Consider the following 24,219-nt stretch of genomic DNA (forward strand, 5'->3'; position numbering starts at 1 on the left):
TTGGGTTCTGTGCCGTAATGAGGGAACAATCGAAGACGCTACGATGCAGGTGGTTTCTGAGATTTATAGGGTGCTGGGGTGATTGTTGGAGTGGAGACAGATGTTGGTGCAGGAAGGCGCGTAGCGTAATACGTGGTTTAACATAATATACATTACACGTAACAATATGTTTCAGGGTTAGCCCGGTTGCACGCCAGATTTCAATCCAGAGTTTTACCCTGAGTCCTCTTTTCAAAACCTCGGCCTTGCCTGCAATTGGCGACCTTCAATCAGCATCCCGCGTCAGTTTTTCAATCAGCATCCGGTGCTGTGGAAACTGCGCAATCAGTTTGCGTCGATCACCCATCTCCATATCCGCAAAATCAAATCCCGGCGACACGGCCTCGCTGATCAAGCCAAATCCATGTTCTCCCTCGAGCAGTCGCGAAGCTTTCCAGATTCCGCCAGGCACATGCATTTGCAGATGCTGTCCCGCCAGAATGTCGTTGCCCATTACCAGCGTTTCCAGCGAGCCGTCAGCATGGATCATGCTGTACTCGATGGGATCGCCCAGATGGAAAAAATGCACAATGTCGGAATGATTGAAATGAAACTGGCCCACGGGTGATTGCTCGGTCAACAGGTAGTAAATCGAGGTCATCAGGTACCGTGGGCCACCGACGGTATCGAGCATCTCTCTATGATCGGCCTGATAGGTTCTGCGAAAATAACCGCCTTCCACGTGAGATTGCAGATCCAGCGCCTGAATCAAGGCCTGTGCGTTTACTGTGCGTTGAGACATGGTCTGCTCCGGTGGATGGCGGCGTATTTTACGATAGCTCTACTAAACGGCTATTATTGGTATCACCTAAAACTATACTAAGTGCATTAGATTAGAGGTAAAACCTAGCTCTACCTCCCCCTAAAAATCAAAGTGTTGACACCTATACGTGTACTATCTGTACCATCCGCACCTTTTTGGGTGGGTGCATTGGATGGCGGTGGTTCAGGTAGTAGCGAAGGTGGTGGTTGACGATACGGGAATCCAGAGCGAGATCCCTGTCTTGATAACTGAGCATGGAGTGGTGTCCTCGCTGGTTGACTACATCCTGGATAACCACCACCTGAGTCCTAGCTGGCAGCGTTCGGTCACCCAGGCCACAAAGCTGCTGCTGGAGTACATGGAGGCCAACCAGCACAACTTCTCTGATCCCCGCGCCCTCTTCCAGGCTTTTGCCTCACGCCTCTATACCGGAACGGTTGGAGATGATGGCCTAGATCCATCTGGTCTAGGGTGGGTTCCAGCCAGTCGCAACTCATCCAACCGTCACGTTTCAGTTCTCAAGGGCTTCACAGACTATCTGGCTGATCTGTACGACGCTCCGGCCATGAACCCCTTGATGACCGCCAGTACCTATGATCAGAGACTCAACTTCGCTGCCTGGCATCGCCGTAACAGCAATGATTTCCTAGGGCACATTAGAAGCAAGGCGCTCTCGGAGAACGTGGATCAGGCGAGGAATATTCGAGGCCGGCGCACGCTCAGCAACGCTGATGATGATGCCGTGGCATTCCCTGAGAAGCTGTTCCAAGCGATGTACATGGATGGCTTCGGTGGAGCTTCTGATCCTAGGTGTGCAGTACGAGATCAATTGATATTGATCATGATGCATGGCGCGGGTTTGCGAGAGAGCGACGCACAGCACCTATGGGTAGTGGATGTCGAAGATCACCCCCTGATCGAGGGTGGCGCCATGGTTCGTGTCTATCACCCAGAGGAAGGCAAGGCACCAGACAATTGGAGGGGGCGCAAAGGCACGACAACACGTGCGGCTTACTTAAGGGAGAAGTACGCCCTAACGCCCCGAAATCTTCGCCAGGGCACCAAACGTGTTGGGTGGAAAACCAGGATGGTTGACCACGTCGACAATTACATCCAGCTGCACTGGTTTCCTCCACGCTTCAGCGTGCTCTTCATGATGCTGTGGAAGGTGCATCTCCGCTACCTGACTACAGTAGAGCGGCACCACCCATACGCATTCGTCTCCTACGAAGACTCCGCCGCAGGCCAGCCTTACACCCTTCAAGCGCTCAACGGCAATTACAAGCGGGCCCTGGCGCGAATTGGGGAAACGGTTTCAAAACCCGAGGGCCGATCTACCCATGGCCATCGACACGCTTTTGGTCGGCGGATGACCAAGGCTGGGGTTCCCCCGCAGATCATCCGCAAAGCGATGCATCACCGCTCCCTGGATTCGCAGAAGAGATATACCGCACCAGGTGTTGCGGACGTTTCTTCTGCGCTTACAGCCGCTGAAGAGAGGCTCGATGAGTTGACCGACAGCGGCAAGATCATTTCGCCATTCAACGATTGGGACGAAGCGTTGCCAGAGATCCTGGCAGCTTTCGAATCGCCACAAGCAAAGTACAGAGTTAAGAAATTTTGACTAAGACAACACGACGCGGCTCGCGTGACGGTCGCTCTTCGGACACGAACTTCAACTGGATTGTTCAAGAGCGAGGCGAAGCCTGGGAGCGCTGGCGTCAGCTCTTTTCCGGCTGGATAGCCACGCAGACCGGCTCCATTGGCGTGAAAATCAACGCGATGAATTGGTTCATGGCTCATTACCTACCCACGGTGCCGGGCGGGGCCAGTCCAGACGTGTTTTTCCAGATCGCAGAGAAAGGTTTGCTGCCGGAGCTGAGGCCAATCCTGGAGGCATCCATGAACGCCGCGACTGCCGTTAAAAACCAGAATTGGATCGTGGATCTGCTCGGCTGGATCATCACTCACAGCTACAGCGAGCCAAATGACCATGGCGTCCCTATGGCCGTGGTCAAGAATCCGTTTGTCAAAGGGAAGGAAAAGACGGTAATCACCGAGACCGTGTACAACCCCTTGCCCTACGCATACATTCGGGAGCTTCGCGAAATTCTGTGCCCGCAGCCCAGGGGAACATTCCGCGACTGGGAATGGGCTCAATCCCAGTCCGGCCAATTGCGCTCGGATTTCGGAGACTGGTTTCCGGTTGCGCAGTCAGTCATCGACGAAGATGACCCGGACTGCGTATGGCGCTACAAAAATGATCGTTACGAAATCTGGTCTCCCGTTAGGTCGATGGCGCTGCACATAAAGCTTCATTTGCCGCTTCGCACTTATCAGGTACGTTTTCTGGACTCTGGTGAGGCAGATACGTGGCGGTACGAGGGTGGCGACTGGATTCTGAACAAGCGCCATGGGTTCTCTCTAGGCCGTGAGGCGAACCCATGGAAACGAGGGGTCTTCTGCCGTATCCACGACCGGGATATCGGTGAAATCATGACTGGCCTCTACGTCAGTACGAACAAAACGGCAGACCAGAACAAGGAGTCTCGTGAGCGTGGCTACACGATCCCATGGCAGAACGAAGATGTCCTGTACTGGCTGGAACGCCTGAGGGACTGGCAAGAGAAATACAACCCTATTAACGGCCCCACGCCCTGCACCGAGCTGGTAGAGAAGCACTTTGGTAGTGTCAAAACTGTCGAGCAGAAGAAAGACATGGGCTCGATCTGCTTCCTCTTCCGCGACCCCACAGCGGCTCCAGGTGAGCGCGACAAGCCCATTGCAGGCAATACACTGCCCAACCTATGGTATCGATTGCTCTCCACGCTAGAGGATCGGGCTGCCGCGCGTGGTCAAACCCTGTCAGACGGCTCTAGGTTGCGTTTTGTGCAGCCTGTCGACCCCGAATTAAATGTACTACCGGTCAAAACGCATTTCCCGCTTCATAGCCTCCGTGTTTCGCTTTTGACGTGCTATGCCATGGAGGGGCGTGTCCCGATTCAAGTGCTATCTAAGCTAATTGCTGGGCACTCCAGGATCATTATGACGCTGCACTACACCAAGCCAACCCCGGCGATGGTGTCCCAGGTAATGGACTTGGCCAGCGGACGCATCAGTGCTGCGCAGGATGAAAGCCTGAAGATCTTCCTCCGGGACGCTGATATGCGTCAGATCCACTCTAAAACGGCATTCATTGATGCTGGCGCAATCGACATTGCGTTGGCGAATCGCAACGCCATTGGCTGGGAGCAGCGTCACATAGGCTTGTGCCTTGTCGGCGGAAACAGCGCTCGATCTGACGAAATGAGCAACATAGGCGGATGCTGGAACGGAGGGGAGATTGTCGGTCGGAGCAGTAAAGGCCACATCTATGGGCCAGTCCCACATGGCCTAGAAAACTGTCCCCGCTGCCGCTGGTTCATCACGGATGCACGCTATCTACCAGCGCTTGTGGCCCACCTCAACATGCTGAGTTATCTAGCCTCTCAGGTCTCATCACTTGCCGTTGAGATCGAACAAGATCGCGATGAGCTGCTCAACGAAATGTACTTTGCTGAGCAAGAAAAACGCCCCTTCCTCCTGCATGCGGAGCTGCAACAGGCTGAAAGGCGCTACGAAAAGCAGATCAAGGAGGCTGATGAGTACGCGAAAGACTTGGTCTCCTGCTTCCAGATCATCAGCAAGATTGTCGCAATCGAAGAGGGTCGGGATACAGATGATTCGGGCACGAAGCTGGTAGCTGTGGGTTCCTTGCAGGACATCCATCAGCCCATCTCATTCATCGAAACCCGTAGCGAGCTGTGGCAGATATCTCAGCTGTGCGAGAACGCTGAAATTTACGCTGATTTGACCGATGAGCTGAGGGCCACACCTGCCATCGAAAAGCGCTCCCGCGCTTTAAACCATCTCCTCATGCAGGGCGGCTACGCACCTATTTTGATGGGAATGGATGATCGCCTCCAGCTCATCGCTGGGAATGCAATGATGAGGTCTATGGCTTTGACGCTGTCTCCTAAAAACCAAATGGAGGGATTCCGCGAGGTTTCCAGCCTGCTTGAGGCCGGAGAAGGCCTAAAGCTTCTTCCAGCCGCCATGGAGCCGCTAGAGCGCGTTACGAAGCAGCCGGTAGCGAAGCTTTCTGACCTGATCACAACCACCTCAAAACAAGTACGGGAGGCCATCCGTGATCGATCCGCAGCTGATCTTTGAAGAACTCGTGTCTCAGGCTACCAAGCAACAAGCCAAGTCCCTGACCGTGCTGCATGGCGTCCTGGAGGCTCATCAGAAAACGGGGAGTCGCAATTTCTCGATTGCCACGATTGCCAAGCTCTCTGTTGAGGCTGGAGGGCCATCTGCCTCAACGATACGCAACACCGGGGGGTTTCGCTTTCGGCAGTTAATTGAGGCTTGGGCTGCCAGTGTGGGGACAGATAGGAAACTGCCTGCGAAGTCCAAGGAACAGGGTGTACCAAGCGACAATGAGCTAGTTCGACGTATCGACGATCCAGCGCTGCGTGCAGTTTTTACGCAGATCTTGGCCGAGCGTCGCCGCTACCTGGCCGAACTCAACCTGTTGAAATCTCAAAAGGACATTGTTGTTGACCGACGCCCTAATGTGGTCGAGATATCTCAAGAGAGCGAGTCAGTTCAGCTGCTGCCTTCACTGAAAGGGGTTCTCAGTGACATGGAGATTACAGCCCTAAGAGCTGCGGTTTCGGACGATTTCTTCGACAAGCAAGGCTGGATGGTCACCAGGGCAGGTCAGGTGAAAGGGGATTCAGGTGAGATCTACAAGCATGGTTACGTGCCTGCAATTAGGAAAATTCTGAAGGAAATCGAATGATCTGACGGACTGTTGAGGGATGGCTTGTAGTACAGCATCTTAGTACATACACTATCCATCCCTCGCGGCCTTAGCCCCCAGCGCTACTGGCCCACGGTCATCTTAGTACAATAGGTGATCTTATCTGTAGCTCTTTAGTGTAGTTAACAGTAGATCGCTGAATTTAGAAGATTTTACCCTCCTTTTAAGCCACCCTTTTATTCAAGAAAGCAATTCAGAAATCCACCGTTGCCGATAGCAGATAAGTCCGTGGCGTCGAAAGCGTCAACCCGGGCTCACTGTCATCTGATGCGCCCGCCGAACTCCAGTAGCGTTTATCCAATACGTTTTCGACATTGGCGCGTACGGTGATGGTCTTGTCGTCCAGTTTAAAGGCGTAGCGCGTCCCCACGTCGAATCGCTCCCATGAGTCGATTTCCTTCTGGTTGGACTGATCCAGATACTGCGAACTCGAATAGATTCCACGGCCTGTCAGCGTCAGCCCCTGCATATTGGGTACATCCCACTCTGCGCCGAGATTGACGTTGTATTTGGGTGTCGCGGGCGCGCGGTTACCGTCAAAGGTTCCATTGGTGGTCTGGGTCAGTTCGCTGTCGATGTACATCAGGCCGCCGAGCAATCGAAACCCTTTGTACGGCTCGCCGAACACGCTCAACTCCACCCCGTCGTTCTGTCGTTTGCCGTTCGGGCCGAAGACTCGTGTCGAGGCGTTGGTTTCATAAGCAGGCTGTTTGATCCGGAACACAGACGCTGTAAGCGCATACGAACCCGCGTCATATTTGGCCCCGACTTCGACTTGTCGGCTGATAAAAGGCGGGAAAATTTCATCCTCGTTGATCGACGTCGATGGCGCAATTTTCCCTTGGCTGAGGCCTTCCATGTAGTTGGCGTAGAGCGACAACTTTTCCGTCGCCTTGAACAGAATGCCGCCCGATGGCGAGAGTTTTTCTTCGTCATAAGCGGTGTCGCCCTTCACATCATCGCTCCAGTCGTCGACTTGAACCCTTTGCCAACGGGCGCCAAGGGTCAGCTGCAGGCGATCATCGAAGAAGCCCAGCGTATCGGACAGTGCGACGCCGCTGAAGCGGTTTTCCGTGTAGACCTTGGCGTCGTAGCGTGTTGGCGTGCGCGGCTTTGCGGTTTCCACCGGGTCATACAGATTGCTGCGCCCTGCTGCATACCGCGCGCCGCCATTTTCGAAATCCATGTAGAAGTAGCTGGCCGCCAGATTGACCTCGTGGCTGACTGAACCGGTATGGAACCAGTTGCGCACACCCGCCGTGGCAGTCCGGACATTTTCGTCACGGGTGAAGTCCCGCGGTTGAACGCTGAAGTCGCCGGCGTCGTTGGTCACCGACACCGCATGCCGAAGGAAATCGTGGTTACTTTTACGGGCGCCGACGCCGCCATACAACATGACCGAATCGCTGACGTCGAACTCGCCATTGAGCGTGCCAAACGTATCTTTGGTTCGCGCCTGGCTCCAGGGTTGCGCGTAGTTGTCGCGCACATCATCAGCATCCGGAACTTTCGCGTTTGCACCGACCTGCACACGTTCTTGCGGTGCATCGGTATCGCGCTCGGTGTGACCGATATCGGTGGAAAGCCGCAGGCGCTCACCGCGAAAATCCAGGCCCAGCACAGCCATGTCGCGATCGACGCTCTGGTGATCCCATTCAGTGTCACCCGATTGTTTGACGCCGTTGAAACGCAGGCCGAATTGGTTGTCCTCACCAAAGCGACGGCCGATGTCGACGGCGCCGCCGAGCTGATTGTTCGAGGCGTAACTGGCCGTCAGCGATGTATTCGGCTGATCGCCGGCGCGCTTGGGCACCACGTTGATCCCCCCTCCTACACTGCCCCGCGGCGAAATCCCGTTGATCAGTTGGCTCGGGCCCTTGAGGATGTCGACGCGATCGGCCATTTCCATGTCGATCGTGTAAGTGGGCAGAACCCCGTAGAGCCCGTTGTAGGAAACATCACTGTTGAACAGGCTGAAACCGCGGATGGTGAATTGCTCATAACGGCCGCCTGCCGGGTTGGTCGCACGCACCGAAGGGTCGTTGGCAATCAGATCGCCCAGAGTGCGAGCCTGCTGGTTTTTCACCGTTTCGCTGGTGTAGGTGGTCATGCTGAACGGGGTCTCCATGAAATCCCTGGAACCCAGCAGCCCCTGCGAGCCTCGGCGCGCTACCTGGCCACCGGCAAAAACCTCGGTATCCGTGCCACCCGTCGATCCAAGAATCGAAGTGGGTGCCAGTTCCAGACTGCCGCCGTCCGGCGCAGGAATGACTGTGTAAGCGCGGACGCCCGCCGGTTGCAGCTGTAGACCGGACCCCAGCAACAACCGGGTAAAGCCCTCCTCCACGCCGAACTCACCCGACAAACCATTGCTGTTGCGCCCGCTGACCAGGGCAGGATCTACCGAAAGATTGACCCCGGCCAGTCCGGCAAAACGGGTCAGCACAGCACCCAGGCTGCCGGCCGGCACCTGATAAGCGCGGCGGTCGGCGCTTTCCGCCCAACTGCTGGGGATCAACAGGGGGCTGGCACTCAGGCTCAACAAAAGGCTCAACTGCAACAACGGACGCAAACGACCTGGAAATACTGCAGGCATAGGAAAAAGCTCTCGATTCGGTTCACTTGCCTGGAATGACCAGCGAGGCGAAAAAAAGGGACAGGTCTCAGACTGTTTTTTTGGACTGGGACAATTTTCGCGGAACGAGAGAGACCCAAAAGCGCGTGCGTTGCTGCACGTCGATCGGCAGGCTGGCCGCCAACAGTGAGAGCACTTGATCGGTGTTATCCAGGCGAAAACTGCCGGTGATGCGCAGCGCCTCCAGCTCCGGATCCCAGCGCAGCACGCCAGGGCGGTAACGGCTCAATTCGCGCAGAAAATCCCCCAGCGGCTGGTTCTGCGCCATCAGTACACCGTCGCGCCAGCTCGGCATCGAGACATCAAACGCCCGGACAGCACCCGCGCCAGAAGCCTGCAGCCTGATCTGCTGGCCCTGATCGAGGATCAGCGCCGGCCCGTTTGACGGTTGCAACTGCACCGAGCCACTGACCACCGACACATTGCAGTCACGCTCATTGAGACGCACGCAAATCTCACTGTGACTGACGATGATTCGCCCGTACGGCAGATTGATGATCAGCGCTGAGTTGCCTGGTACATCAAGGGCCATCTCGCCACGCACCAGTGTCAACTGACCGGCAGCAAGATCCACATTGACGGCGCTGTCGGTATTCAGCTGCAACGAACTGCCATCCGCGAGCCGCAATCGCTTGTGTTCACCAGTGCTGGTGTGCAAATCCGCGCGCCAGACATCCAGCGGCAGTTGCCGACTGATCAACCAGGCAGCCGGCACCAGTGCCGCGATACCAAGCGCGCGTTTCAGCACGGCCCGACGCGCTGCGTCCGGACGATCCAGCGTAGCCATGGCCAGCGCAGAAGGCAGAGCGGAAAACCGTTCGCGCAAGCGCTGGATTTTCTGCCACGCCTGTTCATGCCGGCTATCGCTGTTGCGCCAGACCTGCAATTGCGCATGATCGTCAGCGCCCGCTTCGCCGGACTCAATCAACGCCAGCCAGTGCGCGGCGGCGCGGGCGACTTCGCGGGCTTCATCGCTGGGGGCTACGCGCATCAAAGCTCCACCAGCAGACAATGCTCGTAGGCCTGCGCCATGTAACGTTTGACGGTGCGCTCGGACACTTGCAGGCGCTCGGCGATTTCGCGGTAACCGAGGCCTTCAAGCTGACTCCACAAAAACGCCCGACGTACCGCTCGGGGCAAACCATCGAGCAACTCATCCAGCGCTTGCAGGGTTTCCAGCAGCAGCCAACGCTGCTCGGGCGATGGCACGCACTCCTCCGGCAGTTGCGCGAGGGCTTCGAGGTAGGCTTTTTCCAGACTGCGGCGGGTGTAGAAGTTGCTCAGCAGACGTTTGCCCACGGTCAGCAGATAGGCGCGGGGCTCACGCATGTCGGCAATCGGTTGCGCGCTGCACAGCACGCGCATGAAGGTGTCCTGGCTCAGATCTGCCGCATCCCAAGCGTTGCCCATGCGTCGACGCAGCCAGGTTTCCAGCCAGCCTCGGTGATCGCGGTACAGCGCGTGCAGGCTCTGCTCAGATGGCGTGGCGGCTTCAATCATCTCAAGAGACCCTGCGCGAAGTTAGATTCAAATGAGACTGATTCTATTTAACTTCGCTTGGGACACAAAGATCTTTTTGCCGGTGACGGCAATCTCTAGCGTTTCAGCGTCTCGCTCGGCAGCTCTTTGAACAGCGCACGATAACTGCTGGAAAACCGCCCCAGATGCCAGAACGACCAGCGCATCGCCACCTCAGCCACGGTGGTTTCCGTGGGCCGGCGCCTGAGCAATTCGCGGTGTGCACTGTTCAGTCGACGCAGGCGTAGCCAGTGACTCGGGGTCATCCCGGTGTAGGCCTTGAATGCCTGCTGCAATTGTCGCAACGGCACCCCTGCGACCTTCGACAGTTCGAGCAGATTGACGGTGTCTTCCGGCGAATCTGCCGCCCACTCCCCTACTCGCTTCATGATCATCCGTTCTTCGCTACGCCGCTGTAATCCGCCGCGGTCAAGACGGGTGTGTGCGTTGTCGAGGATGAACAGGCAGTCTTCGAGTAACTGCTGAGTCAGTGAGTCTTTATCAAACGGATCAACAGCTTGCGACAACTTCGTGAGAGTTGAGCTTAACCAGCGACTGAACAAGGCGTTCTGCCCGCAGTTAAGCGGCGCCATGAACAATCCTTCGAGTCTCGCCACATCCAGACCGTGCTGACGGACGAATTCCGGGCCGAACACCACGGCAATTTCCTGGTAGTTCTCCGGGGTGATCCAGATGTTGCGGCTGTCTTCGTTGAGCAGATACAGCGCGTTGTCGCTGCGATCGAAACAGAAGGCCAAGGCCCCCGACGGCGCGCTGAACGTCTGCTCGACGCGGGTGTTCATCTGTTCTTCGTAGACCTGCACACCTTCCAAGTCCAGATAGCGGATCTGCCCGGCGAAATGCCCGGGAGACATCTGCTGGTAATGCTGAACCCAACCCGGCGTGGCGCGGATCTGTTCGCTGACATCATCGGTATTGAAAGCCTGAACCTGTAGCGGATTACACGTCGTCATGGGAGACCTTGCGCACTCTTTTGGTGCGCTTTGGTGCTGCTTAAAGTGGATAGATGGAACGGCAAGGCACGCCCAAGATAGTCGTCAACGCGCCACAGGGGAAGGGGCGGAAGATGAAACCCGCCCTCCCCGGCGTCTATAAAACCAATAACGAGGTCTTTATGAATGCCCCTTTCGATCAGCTGTTCACGTGGCTGAAAGATCACAAGATTACCGAAGTTGAATGTGTGGTCAGCGACCTGACCGGCATCGCCCGCGGCAAGATCGCACCGACCAACAAGTTCCTGCATGAGCGAGGCATGCGCCTGCCGGAAAGTGTGCTGCTGCAAACGGTAACCGGGGATTTTGTCGACGACGACATCTACTACGACCTGCTCGACCCGGCCGACATCGACATGGTCTGCAAACCGGTGAGCGACGCCGTGTATGTGATTCCATGGGCGATCGAGCCGACCGCCATCGTCATCCACGACACCTTCGACAAGTTCGGCAACCCGATCGAACTGTCGCCGCGCAACGTGCTGAAAAAAGTCCTGCAGCTGTACACCGACAAGGGCTGGAAGCCGATCGTTGCGCCGGAAATGGAGTTCTACCTGACCCAGCGCTGCGAAGACCCGGATCTGCCACTCAAGGCGCCGCTGGGCCGTTCGGGCCGGGCTGAAAGCGGGCGGCAATCGTTCTCGATTGATGCCGCCAACGAATTCGATCCGCTGTTCGAAGACGTCTACGACTGGTGCGAGCTGCAAGGTCTGGATCTGGACACGCTGATCCATGAAGACGGCCCGGCGCAGATGGAAATCAACTTCCGGCACGGCGACGCATTGGATCTGGCCGACCAGATCACCGTGTTCAAACGCACCCTGCGCGAAGCCGCACTCAAGCACAACGTCACTGCCACGTTCATGGCCAAGCCGATTGGTGACGAACCCGGCAGCGCCATGCACCTGCACCAGAGCGTCGTGGAAATCGCCACCGGCAAGCCGATCTTCGCCGATGCCGAGGGCAAGATGAGCGAGCTGTTTCGCCATCACATCGGCGGCCTGCAGAAGTACATCCCGAAAGTCCTGCCGATGTTCGCGCCGAACGTGAACTCGTTCCGCCGCTTCCTGCCGGACACTTCGGCACCGGTTAACGTCGAGTGGGGCGAAGAAAACCGCACCGTCGGCCTGCGTGTGCCGACCTCCGGGCCGGAAGCCATGCGCGTGGAAAACCGCCTGCCGGGCGCCGATGCCAACCCGTATCTGGCGATCGCCGCGAGCCTGCTGTGTGGCTACATCGGCATGGTCGAAGGCATCGAACCGAGTGCCGCCGTCGAAGGCCGTGCCTACGAACGCCGCAACCTGCGCCTGCCGATCACCATCGAAGACGCGCTGACGCAAATGGAAGAGTGCGACACCGTTGCGCGTTACCTGGGCAACAAGTTCGTGCGCGGTTACGTCGCGGTCAAACGCGCCGAGCATGAAAACTTCAAGCGCGTGATCAGCTCCTGGGAGCGCGAGTTCCTGCTGCTGAGCGTCTGATCCATCCCACAAAGCCCCTTCACCTTTGTGGGATGGGCTTTTGTGGGAGGGGGCTTGCTCCCGAAAGCGGTCTGTCAGTCACAGAAAATGTTGAATGTGCCGGCCTCTTCGGGAGCAAGCCCCCTCCCACAGGAATTAGCGAACCACCTGAAAAATCCAAAAAATTCGAAGAGGTGTCGATATGCGTCTATTGAAATCCATGGTTCCCGCCGCGCTGGCGCTGTTGTGCAGCACCGCAGCCCTGGCCCAGCCACAGGTCAGCGTCTACAACTGGACCGACTACATCGGTGAAACCACCCTCGCCGACTTTCAGGCCAAGACCGGGATCAAGGTGATCTATGACGTTTTCGACTCCAATGAAACCCTGGAAGGCAAGCTGCTCGCCGGCCGTACCGGCTATGACGTGGTGGTGCCATCCAACCACTTCCTCGCGCGTCAGGTGAAGGCCGGGGCGTTCCTCAAACTCGATCGCGAGCAGCTACCGAACTGGAAAAATCTCGACCCGAAATTGCTCGAATTGCTCGAAAAGAACGACCCGGGCAACCAGCACTCGGTACCGTACCTGTGGGGCACCAACGGCATCGGCTACAACGTCGACAAGGTCAAGGCAGTGCTCGGCATCGATCACATCGATTCCTGGGCCGTGCTGTTCGAGCCGGAAAACCTGAAGAAACTCACCCAGTGTGGCGTGTCGATGATGGACTCGGCGGACGAAGTGTTCCCGGCGATCCTTAACTACATGGGCATGGACCCTCGCAGCGAAAACCCGGAAGACTATAAAAAGGCCGAAGCGAAACTGCTGAGCATTCGCCCGTACATCACCTATTTCCATTCCTCGAAATACGTTTCCGACCTGGCCAATGGCGACATCTGCGTAGCCTTCGGCTACTCCGGCGACGTGTTCCAGGCGGCCAACCGCGCCAAGGAAGCCAAGAACGGGGTGAACATCGCTTACGCGATTCCGAAGGAAGGCGCCAACCTGTGGTTCGATTTGCTGGCGATTCCGGCCGACGCCAGCAACACCAAGGAAGCCCACGCCTTCATCAATTACCTGCTCGATCCGCAAGTGATTGCCAAGGTCAGCGCTTCGGTCGGTTACGCCAACCCGAACCCGGCCGCCAAGCAGTACATGGATCAGGCGCTGGTGAACAATCCCGAGGTCTACCCGTCCCAGGCGGTGCTGGACAAGCTCTACATCTCCTCTACCCCGCCCCAGCCGATCATGCGTCTGATGACCCGGTCCTGGAGCAAAGTGAAGTCGAACAAATGAATCAGTACAGCAAAGAACACGCCCGCTCCTATTATGCGGCTTCGGCCCGGGCCAGCACGCCTTGGCCGACACTCGACGGCGATCTCAGCGCCGATGTCTGCGTGATCGGCGGCGGCTTCACCGGGGTCAACACTGCCATCGAACTGGCCCAGCGCGGGCTGTCGGTGGTGTTGCTCGAAGCCCGGCGCATCGGCTGGGGCGCCAGCGGGCGCAACGGCGGTCAGTTGATTCGCGGCATCGGTCACGAGGTCGAAGGCTTTGCCCGTTACGTCGGCAACGAAGGCGTACGTTATCTGCAACGCGCCGGCATCGACTCGGTGGAACTGGTGCGCCAGCGCATCACCGAGAACGCCATCGAGTGCGACCTGCGTTGGGGCTTCTGCGAGCTGGCCAACACTCCGGCGCAATTCGCAGCGTTCAAGGACGAACAGGTCAGCCTCGACGAACTCGGTTATCAACACCAGACCCGTTTGGTCGGCCCGGAGCTGATCCGTCAGCAAGTGGTCAACGCCGACATCTACGCGGGTGGTCTGATCGACATGGGCTCCGGTCATCTGCACCCGCTAGATCTGGTGCAAGGCGAAGCGCGTCTGGCGGCGTCCCTCGGTGTGCGAATCTTCGAGCAAAGCCCGGTGCTGCAGATCATTCATGGCGAAACCGTTGAAGTGCGCTGCGCCACCGGCAGCGTTCGCGCCGGCAGTCTGGTGCTCGGTTGCAACGCGCATCTGGATGAACTCGAACAGCAACTCAGCGGCAAGGTACTGCCGGCCGGCAGTTACATCATCGCCACCGAGCCGCTGTCCGAGGAACGTGCCGCGCAATTGATCCCGCACAACCTCGCGTTGTGCGACCAGAAAGTCGGCCTCGATTACTACCGGCTTTCAGCGGATCGACGCCTGCTGTTCGGCGGCGCCTGTCATTATTCCGGGCGCGATCCGGCGGATATCGCCGCCTACATGCGCCCGAAGATGCTCAAGGTCTTCCCGCAACTGGCGGACGTGCGCATCGACTATCAATGGGGTGGCAAGATCGGCATCACCGCCAACCGCTTCCCGCAGGTCGGCCGGCTCCAGCAGCAGCCGAACGTGTTCTACGCTCAGGGTTACTCCGGGCACGGCCTCAACGTCACGCACTGGTGCGCCAAGCTGCTGGGCGAAGCGATTCACGCCGGCCACAGTCAGGGCATGGATGTGTTCAGCGCGGTGCCGCACATGACCTTCCCCGGCGGCCCGGCCCTGCGTTCGCCGCTGCTGGCACTGGGCATGTTCTGGTATCGCCTGCGTGAAATACTCGGCTGAGGCATCCACCACGTAACCATCTCCTCGCTTATTTGCTCTATCGCCAAGCACTTCTATATTGATGAGGTGCTTTTGCGTTCCTGACGCTCAGCATCCACAAAACCGAGGAGGACATGGATGAAGTCGTCAGCCGCCGATGAGCCACGAGCACCGGGCCAAGCGCCGATCAAGACGCGTCGTTTCAGTATTTCACTGGTGTGGATCGTGCCGATCGTCGCGGTGCTGGTCGGTATTTCGCTGGTGGTGCACAACCTGATGCAGGAAGGCCCGACCATCGTCGTCAACTTCAAGACCGGCAGCGGCCTGACCGCCAACAAGACCGAAGTCAAATACCGCAATGTGGTGATCGGTCAGGTGACTGACGTCGAGTTGAGCGGCGATCAGAAAAGTGTCGACGCCACCATCAAGCTGTCCAAACAGGCCGAAACCTTTACCCGCGAAGACTCGCACTTCTGGGTCGTGCGCCCGCGCATCGGCGCTGGTGGTGTGTCGGGCATCGACACCCTGCTCTCCGGCGACTACATCGGCGCCGACATCGGCCAGTCCGACAGCCGCGCCAAACACTTCAAGGGCCTGGAAAATCCACCGCCGATCACCTACGGCGAACCGGGCAAGCGCTTCATGCTGCACGCGCCGGATCTCGGCTCGCTGGACATTGGTTCGCCGGTTTACTACCGCAAGATTCCGGTCGGTCAGGTGGTTACTTACACCCTCAATCCCGAGGGCAAAGGCGTGGACATAGAGGTGTTCATCCATTCGCCGAACGACGCGTTCGTCACCGAAAACACCCGATTCTGGAATGCCAGCGGCATCGACATCAATGTCGGCGCCAACGGCTTTGCGGTGAAGACCGAATCGCTGTCGACCATGCTGGTCGGCGGCATTGCCTTCCGCGCCCCGGATTACAGCCCCAACGACGTTGCCGCCGCCGACGACAAGGATTTCGAACTGTTCGCCGATCAGCAGACCGCCCTCGCCCCGCCCAATGGCAAAGCGCAATACATGGTGCTGCGTTTCGAGCAGTCCTTGCGCGGGCTCAAGGTCGATGCGCCGGTGGAATTTCTCGGCATGGAAATTGGCCGGGTGGTCGGCATCAATCTCGATTTCGACGCGAAGAAACGCAGCTTCCCGCTGAACGTCGGCATCGTCATTTACCCGCAGCGCCTCGGTCAGGCCTACAAAAAAATGCTCACCGAATTCAAGCATGATCCCAACGACGAAGCGGCCGGCATTCGTTTGCTCGGCACCTTCGTCGACAACGGTCTGCGCGCCCAGGCCCGCAGCGGCAACCTGCTGACCGGGCAGTTGTACATCGCGCTGGACTTCTTCCCGAAAGCCGAGAAAGTCGCGTTCGACGCGACGGCCCGGCCGGTGGTCTTGCCAACCGTGCCCGGCAGCCTCGAACAGTTGCAGGAAAAACTCGAAGCCGTGGTCGACAAGCTCAACAAACTGCCGGTCGAACGGATTGCCGGCAACCTCGACAGCAACCTCGTCGAGCTGCGCAAAGGCCTGACCCAGTTCAACGCGAAAACCCTGCCAAGCGTGCAGACCACCCTGGCCGACGTCAGCAAGACCTTGCAGTCCGCCAGCTCGACCCTGGCCGAAGATTCGCCGCAGCGCGAGAAACTCACCGAGACCCTCGACGAACTCGGGCGCATGTCGCGTTCGCTGCGTGAGCTGTCGGATTATCTCGGTCGCCATCCGGAATCGCTGATTCGCGGTCGTCCCGACAACGCGGCGCCGCTGGATCTGAAAGGACCGCCACGTAATTGAGCACAGGAGCTACGCCATGGCTGTACCGCTGAAGATCACCGTGTTCGCTGCGTTCATGCTGCTGGGCGCCTGCCGCAGCGAGCCGATCAACTTTCACACCCTGACCCCGGTGCAACTGCCGGCGTCCCGCTCGGGCGCGCAGATTCCGATCGAGGGGATCAGCGTGCCGCCGCAAGTTGACCGCCCGCAAATCGTCATCCGTCAGGGTAACAATGGCCTGGCGATTCTGGAAACCCAGTGGTGGGGGGCGAGTCTGGCGGATGAGCTGCGCAGTGCCTTGAACGATCAACTGAGCAATACCGGCAGTGGCGGCAACGTCTCGGTGCGCATCGATGTGCAGCGTTTCGACTCGATCCCCGGCCAGTACGGACTGATCGACGTCAAATGGCGCCTGCGTCCCAGCGGTGCGGCGGACAATGCTCTGCTGACCTGCCATTCAACCTTGCAAACTCCGTCCGGCCCGAGCATCGACGAACTGGTGGCCGCGCAACAGAACAACGTCAAACGCCTGGCTGCATTGATCAATCAAGCGGCGGGTAATTCTCGCGTCTGCCCGTCGGCCTCCTGAGCCGCCGACAGCGTGACGGTGAAACGGCAGCCGTTCGGTTCTCGAGTCACCAACTGAACCTGCCAGCGCTGATGGCTGCAGATCCGCTGCACCAGTGACAATCCCAGCCCAAGGCCTTCACCGCGCTGCTCGTCACCGCGCACGAATGGCTGGAACATCGCGTGGCGTTTCTCTTCCGGAATACCGATGCCGCTGTCCTCGACCACGAAGCTGTCCTTGAGCAGGGTCAACCTTACAAAGCCCTGATCGGTGTAGTGCCAGGCATTGCGCAGCAGATTGCCCATGACCGACTGCAAGAATGTCAGGTCATAACGCGTGGTGCCCGCCAGTTGCGGCTCGTAGATGAATTCCAGACCCTTTTCACGAATCAGTCGCCCCCAGATTTCCACCTGGGCATCGGCGATCGATTTGAGTGTGCAGGTCGATTCGGTACCAAGCTCTTCCGGCTTGCGCGCCAGCATCAAGAAGGTTTCGACCAGTTGGCGCATTTCAGCGCTGGCCCGGGCGATGCGTGTGACCTGCTGGGTGGAACGCGGATCCAGCGAAGGGTTGGCCAGTAACAGCTCGCAGGAGCTGGCCAGAACCATCAACGGCGTGCGCAGTTCGTGGCTGACATCACTGGTGAAGAGCTTTTCCCGATTCAGGGTTTCGCGTAACCGGCCGAGTGTCTGGTCAAAAGACAGGGCCAACTCCCCTACTTCATCATCGGCGTAGTCCGGATGCAGGGCCGGCGCCAACGCGATCAACTGATCACGATGCCGCACCTGCCCCGCCAGGCGAATCACCGGCGCCATGACCTGCCGCGCCAGCAGCCTGCCGAGCGCGACGGCCAGCATGACGCTGAGGATGAACCCGACTATCACCACCACGAACAGCAGGTGCTCGCGCTGTTCGAAGCTTTCCTGATTGCGCAGCAGCACATACTTGCGTCCGCCGACTGCCTCGACCATCGCGTAGAAATCGTCACCGTTGAAGGTGATCTCCTGAAACCCCTGGGGCAGTGCTGCCAGTTGTGGCGTCAGCGCCATGGGCCCCGGGCCGTTCTCGAAAAAAAACAGTTCGCTCTTTTCCGGCTCGTGCCGCCATTGGTTGATGTCGTCCATCGCCAACAAGCGGCGCAGTCCGCCACTGAGGGCGGTCATGGTCAGTTTGTGCTCGACGACATGCACCGTGGCCACAATGCCCATCGCGAAGACACCGGCCACCACCGCGCTCATCAAGGCGAACACAATCACAATCCGATTGGCGAGGCTTTGCTTGAGGTCCATCCGGTTCAATGACTCCAGTGCTGATGTCAGGGCTGCAAGGGGCGGCGCGACGACGTTGACCAATATTCGCAGCTTCGCCTTGCCCGGCGTTGTTGTTAAGTGTTTAAAACAAACAAAACGGGTATTTGAGTTTGTTTATCAAATAGCCGTTTTAGTTAACACACGCCGGACCTCGCAAATTTTTCACATGTTCTTCACTGCTCCGCCACGACTCTGAACGTAGTGTTCAGCAGCCATTCAAGTAGACCACCGTAAAGTAACTAACCTCCTGGAGCTTACGTTGCACTGTGCGTGTACTGAGTGGAACTCGGGAATGACAAGGGGCAACGTCGTGGTTGAATTAGTACACGTACAATCACCGTCCAGGCGATGGGATCTGTCTCGTCCGCGCACCTGGGCAATCATTGCTGTCGGTTTGCTGTTGATTACACTGATTTGTGGCTTCGTCTGGATGCAACGTTCGCCCGCCAACCTGCGCTATGCGAGTGCGTCGGCTACCCAGGAATGGGTGAAGGCCTGGCAGGCCGGTGAGGTCGTCGCACTGGTTCGCCACACCGAACGTTGCGACCGCTCGACCAATCCCTGTCTGGGGCCGGCAGACGGTATCACCCAGGCTGGCAGCATTGCTGCAGCCCAGGTAGGCCGTGGCTTTACGAAACTGGGCCTGGAAAAAACCCAGTTGTTCAGCAGCCCGTTGACGCGCACCCTGCAGACTGCGCATTACATGCTCGGCCACGATGCCGTGACGGCGGAATGGCTGCAAACCTGTGGCCCGACGATGCGCAATGAATTGGTGGCGCACAAGACCCCGGGACAGAACATGATTCTGGTAACCCACAGCGGCTGCATTGCCGATTTCGAACGGCAGACCGGTTACCCGCGCGCGGTCGCTGCCGAATATGGCAGCACTGTTTTGGCCCGGATAGATGCGCAAGGAAAACTTGAAGTAATCGGCATCATGAATCCCGAAGGCTGGCAACGACTGGCCAAGTAATCATCAAAACTTAGTCGAGAACAAACGGCCCGGCCAATGCTCTGGCACAAGGTATTGCCGTGTATGAAATTTGTAATAAGAAATGTTTTTTACTTTCCAGAATTGGAAAAAATTAAATTTAAAGCTTGTCTTCTCAAGGAGAACTTAACGCTGGAAGCAGACCCGTTCTCTGAATGCAGGACACGCCCATCGGCCGTGCTCGCCTCTGTATTCATTCAACCCAGTGCCGCGCCTGCAACGGAAATTGCCGGGCCGTCACTGAAACGCACACTTTGTACTGCACCAAGGTCCAGTCATGACGTCTGAGAACAAACCGCTGCACCATGCAGCGCTGAATTTGCCGCGCCTCCACCAGAGCACGCTGATCGAACGCTTTGCGATACCCGGGCTGGTGCTGGCATTCGTGGTGTTTTATCTGCTGCCGCTGATGACTCACGGTCTGTGGATTCCCGATGAAACCCGTTATGGGCAGATCAGCCAGGAAATGCTGCAGAGCGGCAACTGGGTGGCGCCGCACTTCATGGGCATTCGCTACTTTGAAAAACCGATCGCCGGCTACTGGATGATCGCCATCGGCCAGGCGATTTTCGGTGAAAACCTCTTCGGCGTGCGCATCGCGTCGGCACTCAGCTCCGGGGTTAGTGTGTGGCTGGCCTACCTGCTGGCCCGGCGCCTGTGGAACAACCCGCGAATCAGCGCCGCGTGCGCCCTCCTTTATATGAGCTTCGGCCTGATCGCAGGACAAGCCGGCTATGCCAACCTCGATCCGCAGTTCACCTTGTGGGTCAACCTGAGTCTGGTGGCGATCTGGTTTGCCATCGACAGCAACACCCCGCGCGCGCGCCTGGGTGGCTGGGCTTTGTTGGGATTCGCTTGTGGCATGGGCCTGATGACCAAAGGTTTCCTCGCCCTGATGCTGCCGGTGCTGATCGCCCTGCCCTACATGATCTGGCAGCGGCGTTTCGGCGAACTGGTGCGTTATGGACTGATTGCCGTGGCCGTGGCCGCGCTGGTCAGCGTGCCATGGGCACTGGCCGTGCACGCGCGTGAACCGGATTTCTGGCGGTTCTTCTTCTGGCACGAACACATCCGCCGCTTCGCCGCCGGTGAAGACGCACAGCACGCACGACCATGGTGGTTCTACCTGCCGCTGCTGTTTGCGTCCACCTTGCCGTGGGCACTGCTGTTGCCTTCAACGCTGCTGCGTACCTGGCGGGAAAAGCGCGATCCGAAAATCGCCTTCCTCGCCTTGTGGTTCCTGCTGCCGCTGGCGTTTTTCAGCGCGAGCAGCGGCAAACTGCCGACTTACATCATGCCGTGCCTGCTGCCTCTGGCCCTGTTGATGGGCCACACGCTGATGGGCTGGCTCGAACGCCAGAACGGCCGTGTCTTGCGCATCAACGGTGTGGTCAACGTGATGCTGGCCGTTGCCGCACTGGTCGCGCTGATCTATCTGCAAGCGACCCGTGAAATTTACGAACACACCGAAATGTTCAGCCTGTCGCTGGGCTATATCGTGCTGCTCGGCTGGCTGATTGCCGGTTCGCTGCAAGCCTTGCGCCCGCTGACGCTGTGGGCGATGCCGGCGCTGGGCATCGGCCTGCTCGTCGCATTGCTGCCGGCCGCGATGCCGGCGACCATCGTCAACAGCAAGATGCCGGATCAGTTCATTGCCGAACATCAGCAGCAACTGAGCGAAACCAGCTCGTTGCTGAGTAATGACCTGGGCGCTGCGTCGGCACTGTCCTGGCGTTTGCGTCGCCCGCAAGTCGACCTGTTCAACACCGTTGGCGAGCTCAAATACGGCCTCGATGACCCGGCCATGGCGTCACGCAAGGTCAGCCTCGACGGCGTAGGAGAATGGATGACCGCAGCGCGCAAAAAAGGCTCGGTGGGTGTGGTGATGCGCGTCAACAGCACCTCTGACGAGCAGCAACTGGAGCTGTTGCCGATCGATGGTCAGCACTTCCGGCGCGGCAACCTGGAAATCTTTATCTTTGCCCAGAGCAAACCATGACCGCAGACAAAAAAGATCGGGGCGCGTTGCTGCTTCTGCTGGCCGCAACTGCCCTGCTGTTATTGCTCGGCCTGGGCAGTCGCGAGCTGTGGGGGCCGGAAACCCGCTGGGCCAACATCGCCTTGCAGATGCTGCAAAGCGGCGATTATTTCGATCCCTATCTCAAAGGCAGTCCTTATTACGACAAACCGCTGCTGTCGTACTGGCTGATCACCGCCACCTCGTGGTTCACCGGCGGACTGGGGCATTGGTCGTTGCGCCTGTCTTCGGTGATTTCCGCGTGGCTTAGCGTGTGGCTGGTGTACCTGCTCGGCGAGCAACTGTTTCGCAAAGGCACCGGGCTGATCGCCGGCTGGATGCTCGCGACCACCTTCTATTTCGTGTTCTGGGCGCGAGTCGCCACCGCCGACATCCTCACCGTCTGCGGCGTGCTGGCGGCCGTCTGGTGGTACTGGCGCGGCCCGGATGACACCCGCTTCTGGCGCTACGTGGTGTTCTTCGGTTTGTTGTCGCTGACGTCGCTGTTCAAGGGCCTGATCGGTTTCATCCTGCCGGGGCTGGTGCTGCTGCCGCACCTGCTCAGCGAACACCGCTGGAAACGTCATCTGAACCTGCGACTGTTCGGCGCGCTATTGATCGCCGGGGCGTTTTACATGGCGCCTTTCCTGTTGTCTCACCTCTACGGTGCGCCCAACTACGAACAAAGCGGCCTCGGCCTGGTGCTGCGTGAAAACGTCGTGCGGTTTTTCCAGCCGTTCGATCAGTTCGGGCCGATTTACACCTACTTGATCTATCTGCCGGTTTACACCCTGCCGTGGGCGCCGTGCTGGTTGATCGCCTTATGGGTGGCCGCGCGCAACTGGAAGCACATCGAACCGGATACCCGCTGGCTGATTCAAGGGCTCGCGCTGCTGATGCTGTTCTTCACCGCCAGTGGCAGTCGCCGCAGCTATTACGTGTTGCCGCTGGTGCCCTTCGCGCAATTGCTGGGTGCCTGGTGGGTGACCCGGCGCATGACCGCCCGCAACAGCGAAGGCCGTGGGCTGAAGATCGGCTTCGCTGTCACTACTGTGTTGCTCGCTGCGGTACTGGGTGTGCTTTACCCATGGACCAACAGCGGCGGCGGTGTCATCCGCTTCGGCGAGCAGGTACGCGAGCAGGCCAGTCAGCAGGCACCGTTGAATCAATGGCGCATGGTCATGATCGAGGTAGACAACAAAGTACCGATGTATCTGCAAACCGGTGGTGCACCGTTCTACTACATGCCGGAAACGATCGAGGACTTCCCGCACAATGGCGACACCGCGACGCTGATCGCCTGGCTGCAACGCACCAGCGGGGAACACTGGGATCCGCATCGCACGATCTTCGTGGCGCAATACCGTTCCGGTGACGCCGTGCCACTCGATGCGCTGAAGGCTGATCATCAGGTCATCACCACCACCCCGACCCGTGGCGAACAGGTATTCCACGGGCGTGCAGACCAGAGCGTGGCTTACATCCCCCACTCCTGAGCAATGACGTTAAGACAAAAGGAGAGAGTCGCGGTAAATTTGAATGGCAATGACAAGTATTAACGGCTTCTTTGACGTTTTTTTCTCATTTGCCACCCTACATTGCCGCGACTCGACACTTGCAAATCGTTCGCATTGTTTCCTGCGAGGGTTTGCTCATAACGTCTGAAAACAGGAGCTGCCCGAATGAATCCACGCTTTCCATCCTTCTTCAAGCGCGCATTGCTGGCCACCGCGTTGCTCGCCACCGGCGAGGCTTTTGCCGCCGATTCGGTGGGTCTGGTGGTCTACAACGCGCAGCATGAAACGCTGACCAAGGCCTGGGTGGCCGGCTTCACCGAAGAAACCGGAATCCCGGTGACCATTCGCAACGGCGATGACACCGAGATGGGCAACCAGCTCGTGCAGGAAGGCGCCGCCTCGCCGGCAGACGTATTCCTCACCGAAAACTCGCCGGCGATGGTGCTGGTGGACAACGCCAAACTGTTCGCCCCTCTGGCGCCCGCGACCCTTGAGCAAGTCGATTCCGCCTACCGTCCGGCCCACGGCAATTGGGTCGGCATCGCCGCCCGTTCCACCGTGTTCGTCTACAACCCAAGCAAGTTGACTGAAAAAGACCTGCCCAAATCCCTGCTCGACCTCGCCACCCCGGCCTGGAAAGGCCGTTGGGCCGCCTCCCCGGCTGGCGCGGACTTCCAGGCGATCGTCGCCGCCGTCCTGCAACAGAAAGGTGAAGCTGCCACGCTGGAATGGCTCAAGGGCATGAAGACCAACGCCACGATCTATCGCGGCAACAGTGCGGTGCTCAAAGCGGTGAACGCCGGACAGATCGACAGCGGCGTGATCTATCACTATTACAGCTTCGTCGATCAGTCCAAGACCGGCGAAAACAGTAAAAACACCAAGCTGTACTACTTCAAACATCAGGATCCGGGCGCGTTCGTCAGTACCTCCGGCGCCGGCGTGCTGGCATCGAGCAAGCATCAGGAAGACGCACAGAAGTTCGTCAAATACATCACCAGCAAGGAAGGTCAGGAAGTTCTCGAAACCGGCACCTCCTTCGAATACGCCGTGGGTAAAGACGCGCCGTCCAATCCGAAGCTGACTCCGCTGAAAACCCTCGACGCGCCGAAAGTCGATGCGTCGACCCTCGACAGCAAAAAAGCCATCGAGCTGATGACCCAGGCCGGATTGCTCTAAG

At 58.3% G+C, this 24,219-nt stretch carries 18 protein-coding genes and 1 pseudogene; 13 read left to right on the forward strand and 6 right to left on the reverse strand.

Annotation, left to right across the window (positions count from 1 at the left end):
- Positions 1-82 (forward strand): annotated as a pseudogene (locus tag V3W27_RS26235) (thymidylate kinase); the annotation flags it as partial.
- 183 nt (positions 83-265) lie between these two features.
- Here the strand turns inward: V3W27_RS26235 and V3W27_RS26240 are convergent.
- Positions 266-781, reverse strand: a complete 516-nt coding sequence (locus tag V3W27_RS26240; protein WP_027611930.1) for a cupin domain-containing protein — start codon at positions 779-781, stop codon at positions 266-268.
- A 193-nt stretch (positions 782-974) separates the two neighbouring features.
- Between V3W27_RS26240 and gmtY the strand changes: the two genes are divergently transcribed.
- From gmtY to gmtX, 3 genes are read left to right on the forward strand one after another with little or no spacing between them, the layout of a single operon-like run.
- Entirely contained in the window at positions 975-2,426 is a 1,452-nt protein-coding gene (gmtY, locus tag V3W27_RS26245) for a gamma-mobile-trio recombinase GmtY (protein WP_122257766.1), read from the forward strand.
- Positions 2,423-5,014 (forward strand): gamma-mobile-trio integrase GmtZ, encoded by a 2,592-nt coding sequence (gmtZ, locus tag V3W27_RS26250; protein WP_330207896.1) that lies wholly within the window; start codon positions 2,423-2,425, stop codon positions 5,012-5,014. The genes gmtY and gmtZ overlap by 4 nt, the downstream gene beginning before the upstream one ends.
- Positions 4,989-5,648, forward strand: coding sequence for a gamma-mobile-trio protein GmtX (gene gmtX / locus V3W27_RS26255; protein WP_122257768.1), 660 nt, complete (start codon positions 4,989-4,991; stop codon positions 5,646-5,648). Before gmtZ ends, gmtX begins: the two co-directional genes overlap by 26 nt.
- A 214-nt stretch (positions 5,649-5,862) precedes the next feature.
- On the opposite strand, the gene V3W27_RS26260 is transcribed toward gmtX, so the two are convergent.
- From V3W27_RS26260 to V3W27_RS26275, 4 genes are all read right to left on the reverse strand, one after another.
- Positions 5,863-8,265: a TonB-dependent receptor gene (locus V3W27_RS26260; protein ID WP_330207897.1), complete on the reverse strand. Its 2,403-nt coding sequence runs from the start codon at positions 8,263-8,265 to the stop codon at positions 5,863-5,865.
- Between the two features lie 67 nt (positions 8,266-8,332).
- Complete coding sequence (locus tag V3W27_RS26265) at positions 8,333-9,295, reverse strand: FecR domain-containing protein (RefSeq protein WP_330207898.1); 963 nt, start codon at positions 9,293-9,295, stop codon at positions 8,333-8,335.
- A complete protein-coding gene (locus V3W27_RS26270) occupies positions 9,295-9,804 on the reverse strand; it encodes a sigma-70 family RNA polymerase sigma factor (RefSeq protein WP_210557110.1) in 510 nt (169 codons plus the stop codon). Before V3W27_RS26270 ends, V3W27_RS26265 begins: the two co-directional genes overlap by 1 nt.
- Positions 9,805-9,899: 95 nt before the next feature.
- Positions 9,900-10,796, reverse strand: coding sequence for a helix-turn-helix domain-containing protein (locus V3W27_RS26275; RefSeq protein ID WP_330207899.1), 897 nt, complete (start codon positions 10,794-10,796; stop codon positions 9,900-9,902).
- 161 nt (positions 10,797-10,957) lie between these two features.
- Here V3W27_RS26275 and V3W27_RS26280 point away from each other — a divergent pair, with 161 nt between their 5' ends.
- The 5 genes from V3W27_RS26280 (at position 10,958) to V3W27_RS26300 (ending at position 17,225) form a co-directional block, all read left to right on the forward strand.
- Positions 10,958-12,316 (forward strand): glutamine synthetase family protein, encoded by a 1,359-nt coding sequence (locus tag V3W27_RS26280; protein WP_330207900.1) that lies wholly within the window; start codon positions 10,958-10,960, stop codon positions 12,314-12,316.
- A 181-nt stretch (positions 12,317-12,497) separates the two neighbouring features.
- Complete coding sequence (locus V3W27_RS26285; RefSeq protein ID WP_330207901.1) at positions 12,498-13,586, forward strand: polyamine ABC transporter substrate-binding protein; 1,089 nt, start codon at positions 12,498-12,500, stop codon at positions 13,584-13,586.
- Entirely contained in the window at positions 13,583-14,884 is a 1,302-nt protein-coding gene (locus V3W27_RS26290; RefSeq protein WP_330207902.1) for an NAD(P)/FAD-dependent oxidoreductase, read from the forward strand. The genes V3W27_RS26285 and V3W27_RS26290 overlap by 4 nt, the downstream gene beginning before the upstream one ends.
- 117 nt (positions 14,885-15,001) lie before the next feature.
- The gene (locus tag V3W27_RS26295; RefSeq protein WP_330207903.1) at positions 15,002-16,657 is read left to right on the forward strand and encodes a PqiB family protein; all 1,656 of its coding nucleotides are present in this window, start codon (positions 15,002-15,004) and stop codon (positions 16,655-16,657) included.
- A gap of 16 nt (positions 16,658-16,673) precedes the next feature.
- Positions 16,674-17,225, forward strand: a complete 552-nt coding sequence (locus V3W27_RS26300; protein WP_330207904.1) for a PqiC family protein — start codon at positions 16,674-16,676, stop codon at positions 17,223-17,225.
- Here the strand turns inward: V3W27_RS26300 and V3W27_RS26305 are convergent.
- A complete protein-coding gene (locus V3W27_RS26305) occupies positions 17,183-18,493 on the reverse strand; it encodes a sensor histidine kinase (protein ID WP_330207905.1) in 1,311 nt (436 codons plus the stop codon). The two genes, V3W27_RS26300 and V3W27_RS26305, sit on opposite strands and share 43 nt — an antisense overlap.
- Before the next feature lie 451 nt (positions 18,494-18,944).
- Here V3W27_RS26305 and V3W27_RS26310 point away from each other — a divergent pair, with 451 nt between their 5' ends.
- From V3W27_RS26310 to V3W27_RS26325, 4 genes are all read left to right on the forward strand, one after another.
- Positions 18,945-19,487, forward strand: coding sequence for a histidine phosphatase family protein (locus tag V3W27_RS26310; protein WP_330207906.1), 543 nt, complete (start codon positions 18,945-18,947; stop codon positions 19,485-19,487).
- A gap of 295 nt (positions 19,488-19,782) precedes the next feature.
- The gene (gene arnT, locus V3W27_RS26315; protein WP_330207907.1) at positions 19,783-21,504 is read left to right on the forward strand and encodes a lipid IV(A) 4-amino-4-deoxy-L-arabinosyltransferase; all 1,722 of its coding nucleotides are present in this window, start codon (positions 19,783-19,785) and stop codon (positions 21,502-21,504) included.
- On the forward strand, positions 21,501-23,018 hold the full coding sequence (locus V3W27_RS26320; RefSeq protein ID WP_330207908.1) for an ArnT family glycosyltransferase: 1,518 nt from the start codon (positions 21,501-21,503) through the stop codon (positions 23,016-23,018). The genes arnT and V3W27_RS26320 overlap by 4 nt, the downstream gene beginning before the upstream one ends.
- Positions 23,019-23,204: 186 nt before the next feature.
- Complete coding sequence (locus V3W27_RS26325; protein WP_330207909.1) at positions 23,205-24,218, forward strand: iron ABC transporter substrate-binding protein; 1,014 nt, start codon at positions 23,205-23,207, stop codon at positions 24,216-24,218.
- Position 24,219: the final 1 nt, after the last annotated feature.

The sequence above is a fragment of the Pseudomonas sp. AM14(2022) genome (assembly GCF_036346455.1).
Lineage (GTDB): Bacteria > Pseudomonadota > Gammaproteobacteria > Pseudomonadales > Pseudomonadaceae > Aquipseudomonas > Aquipseudomonas putida_A.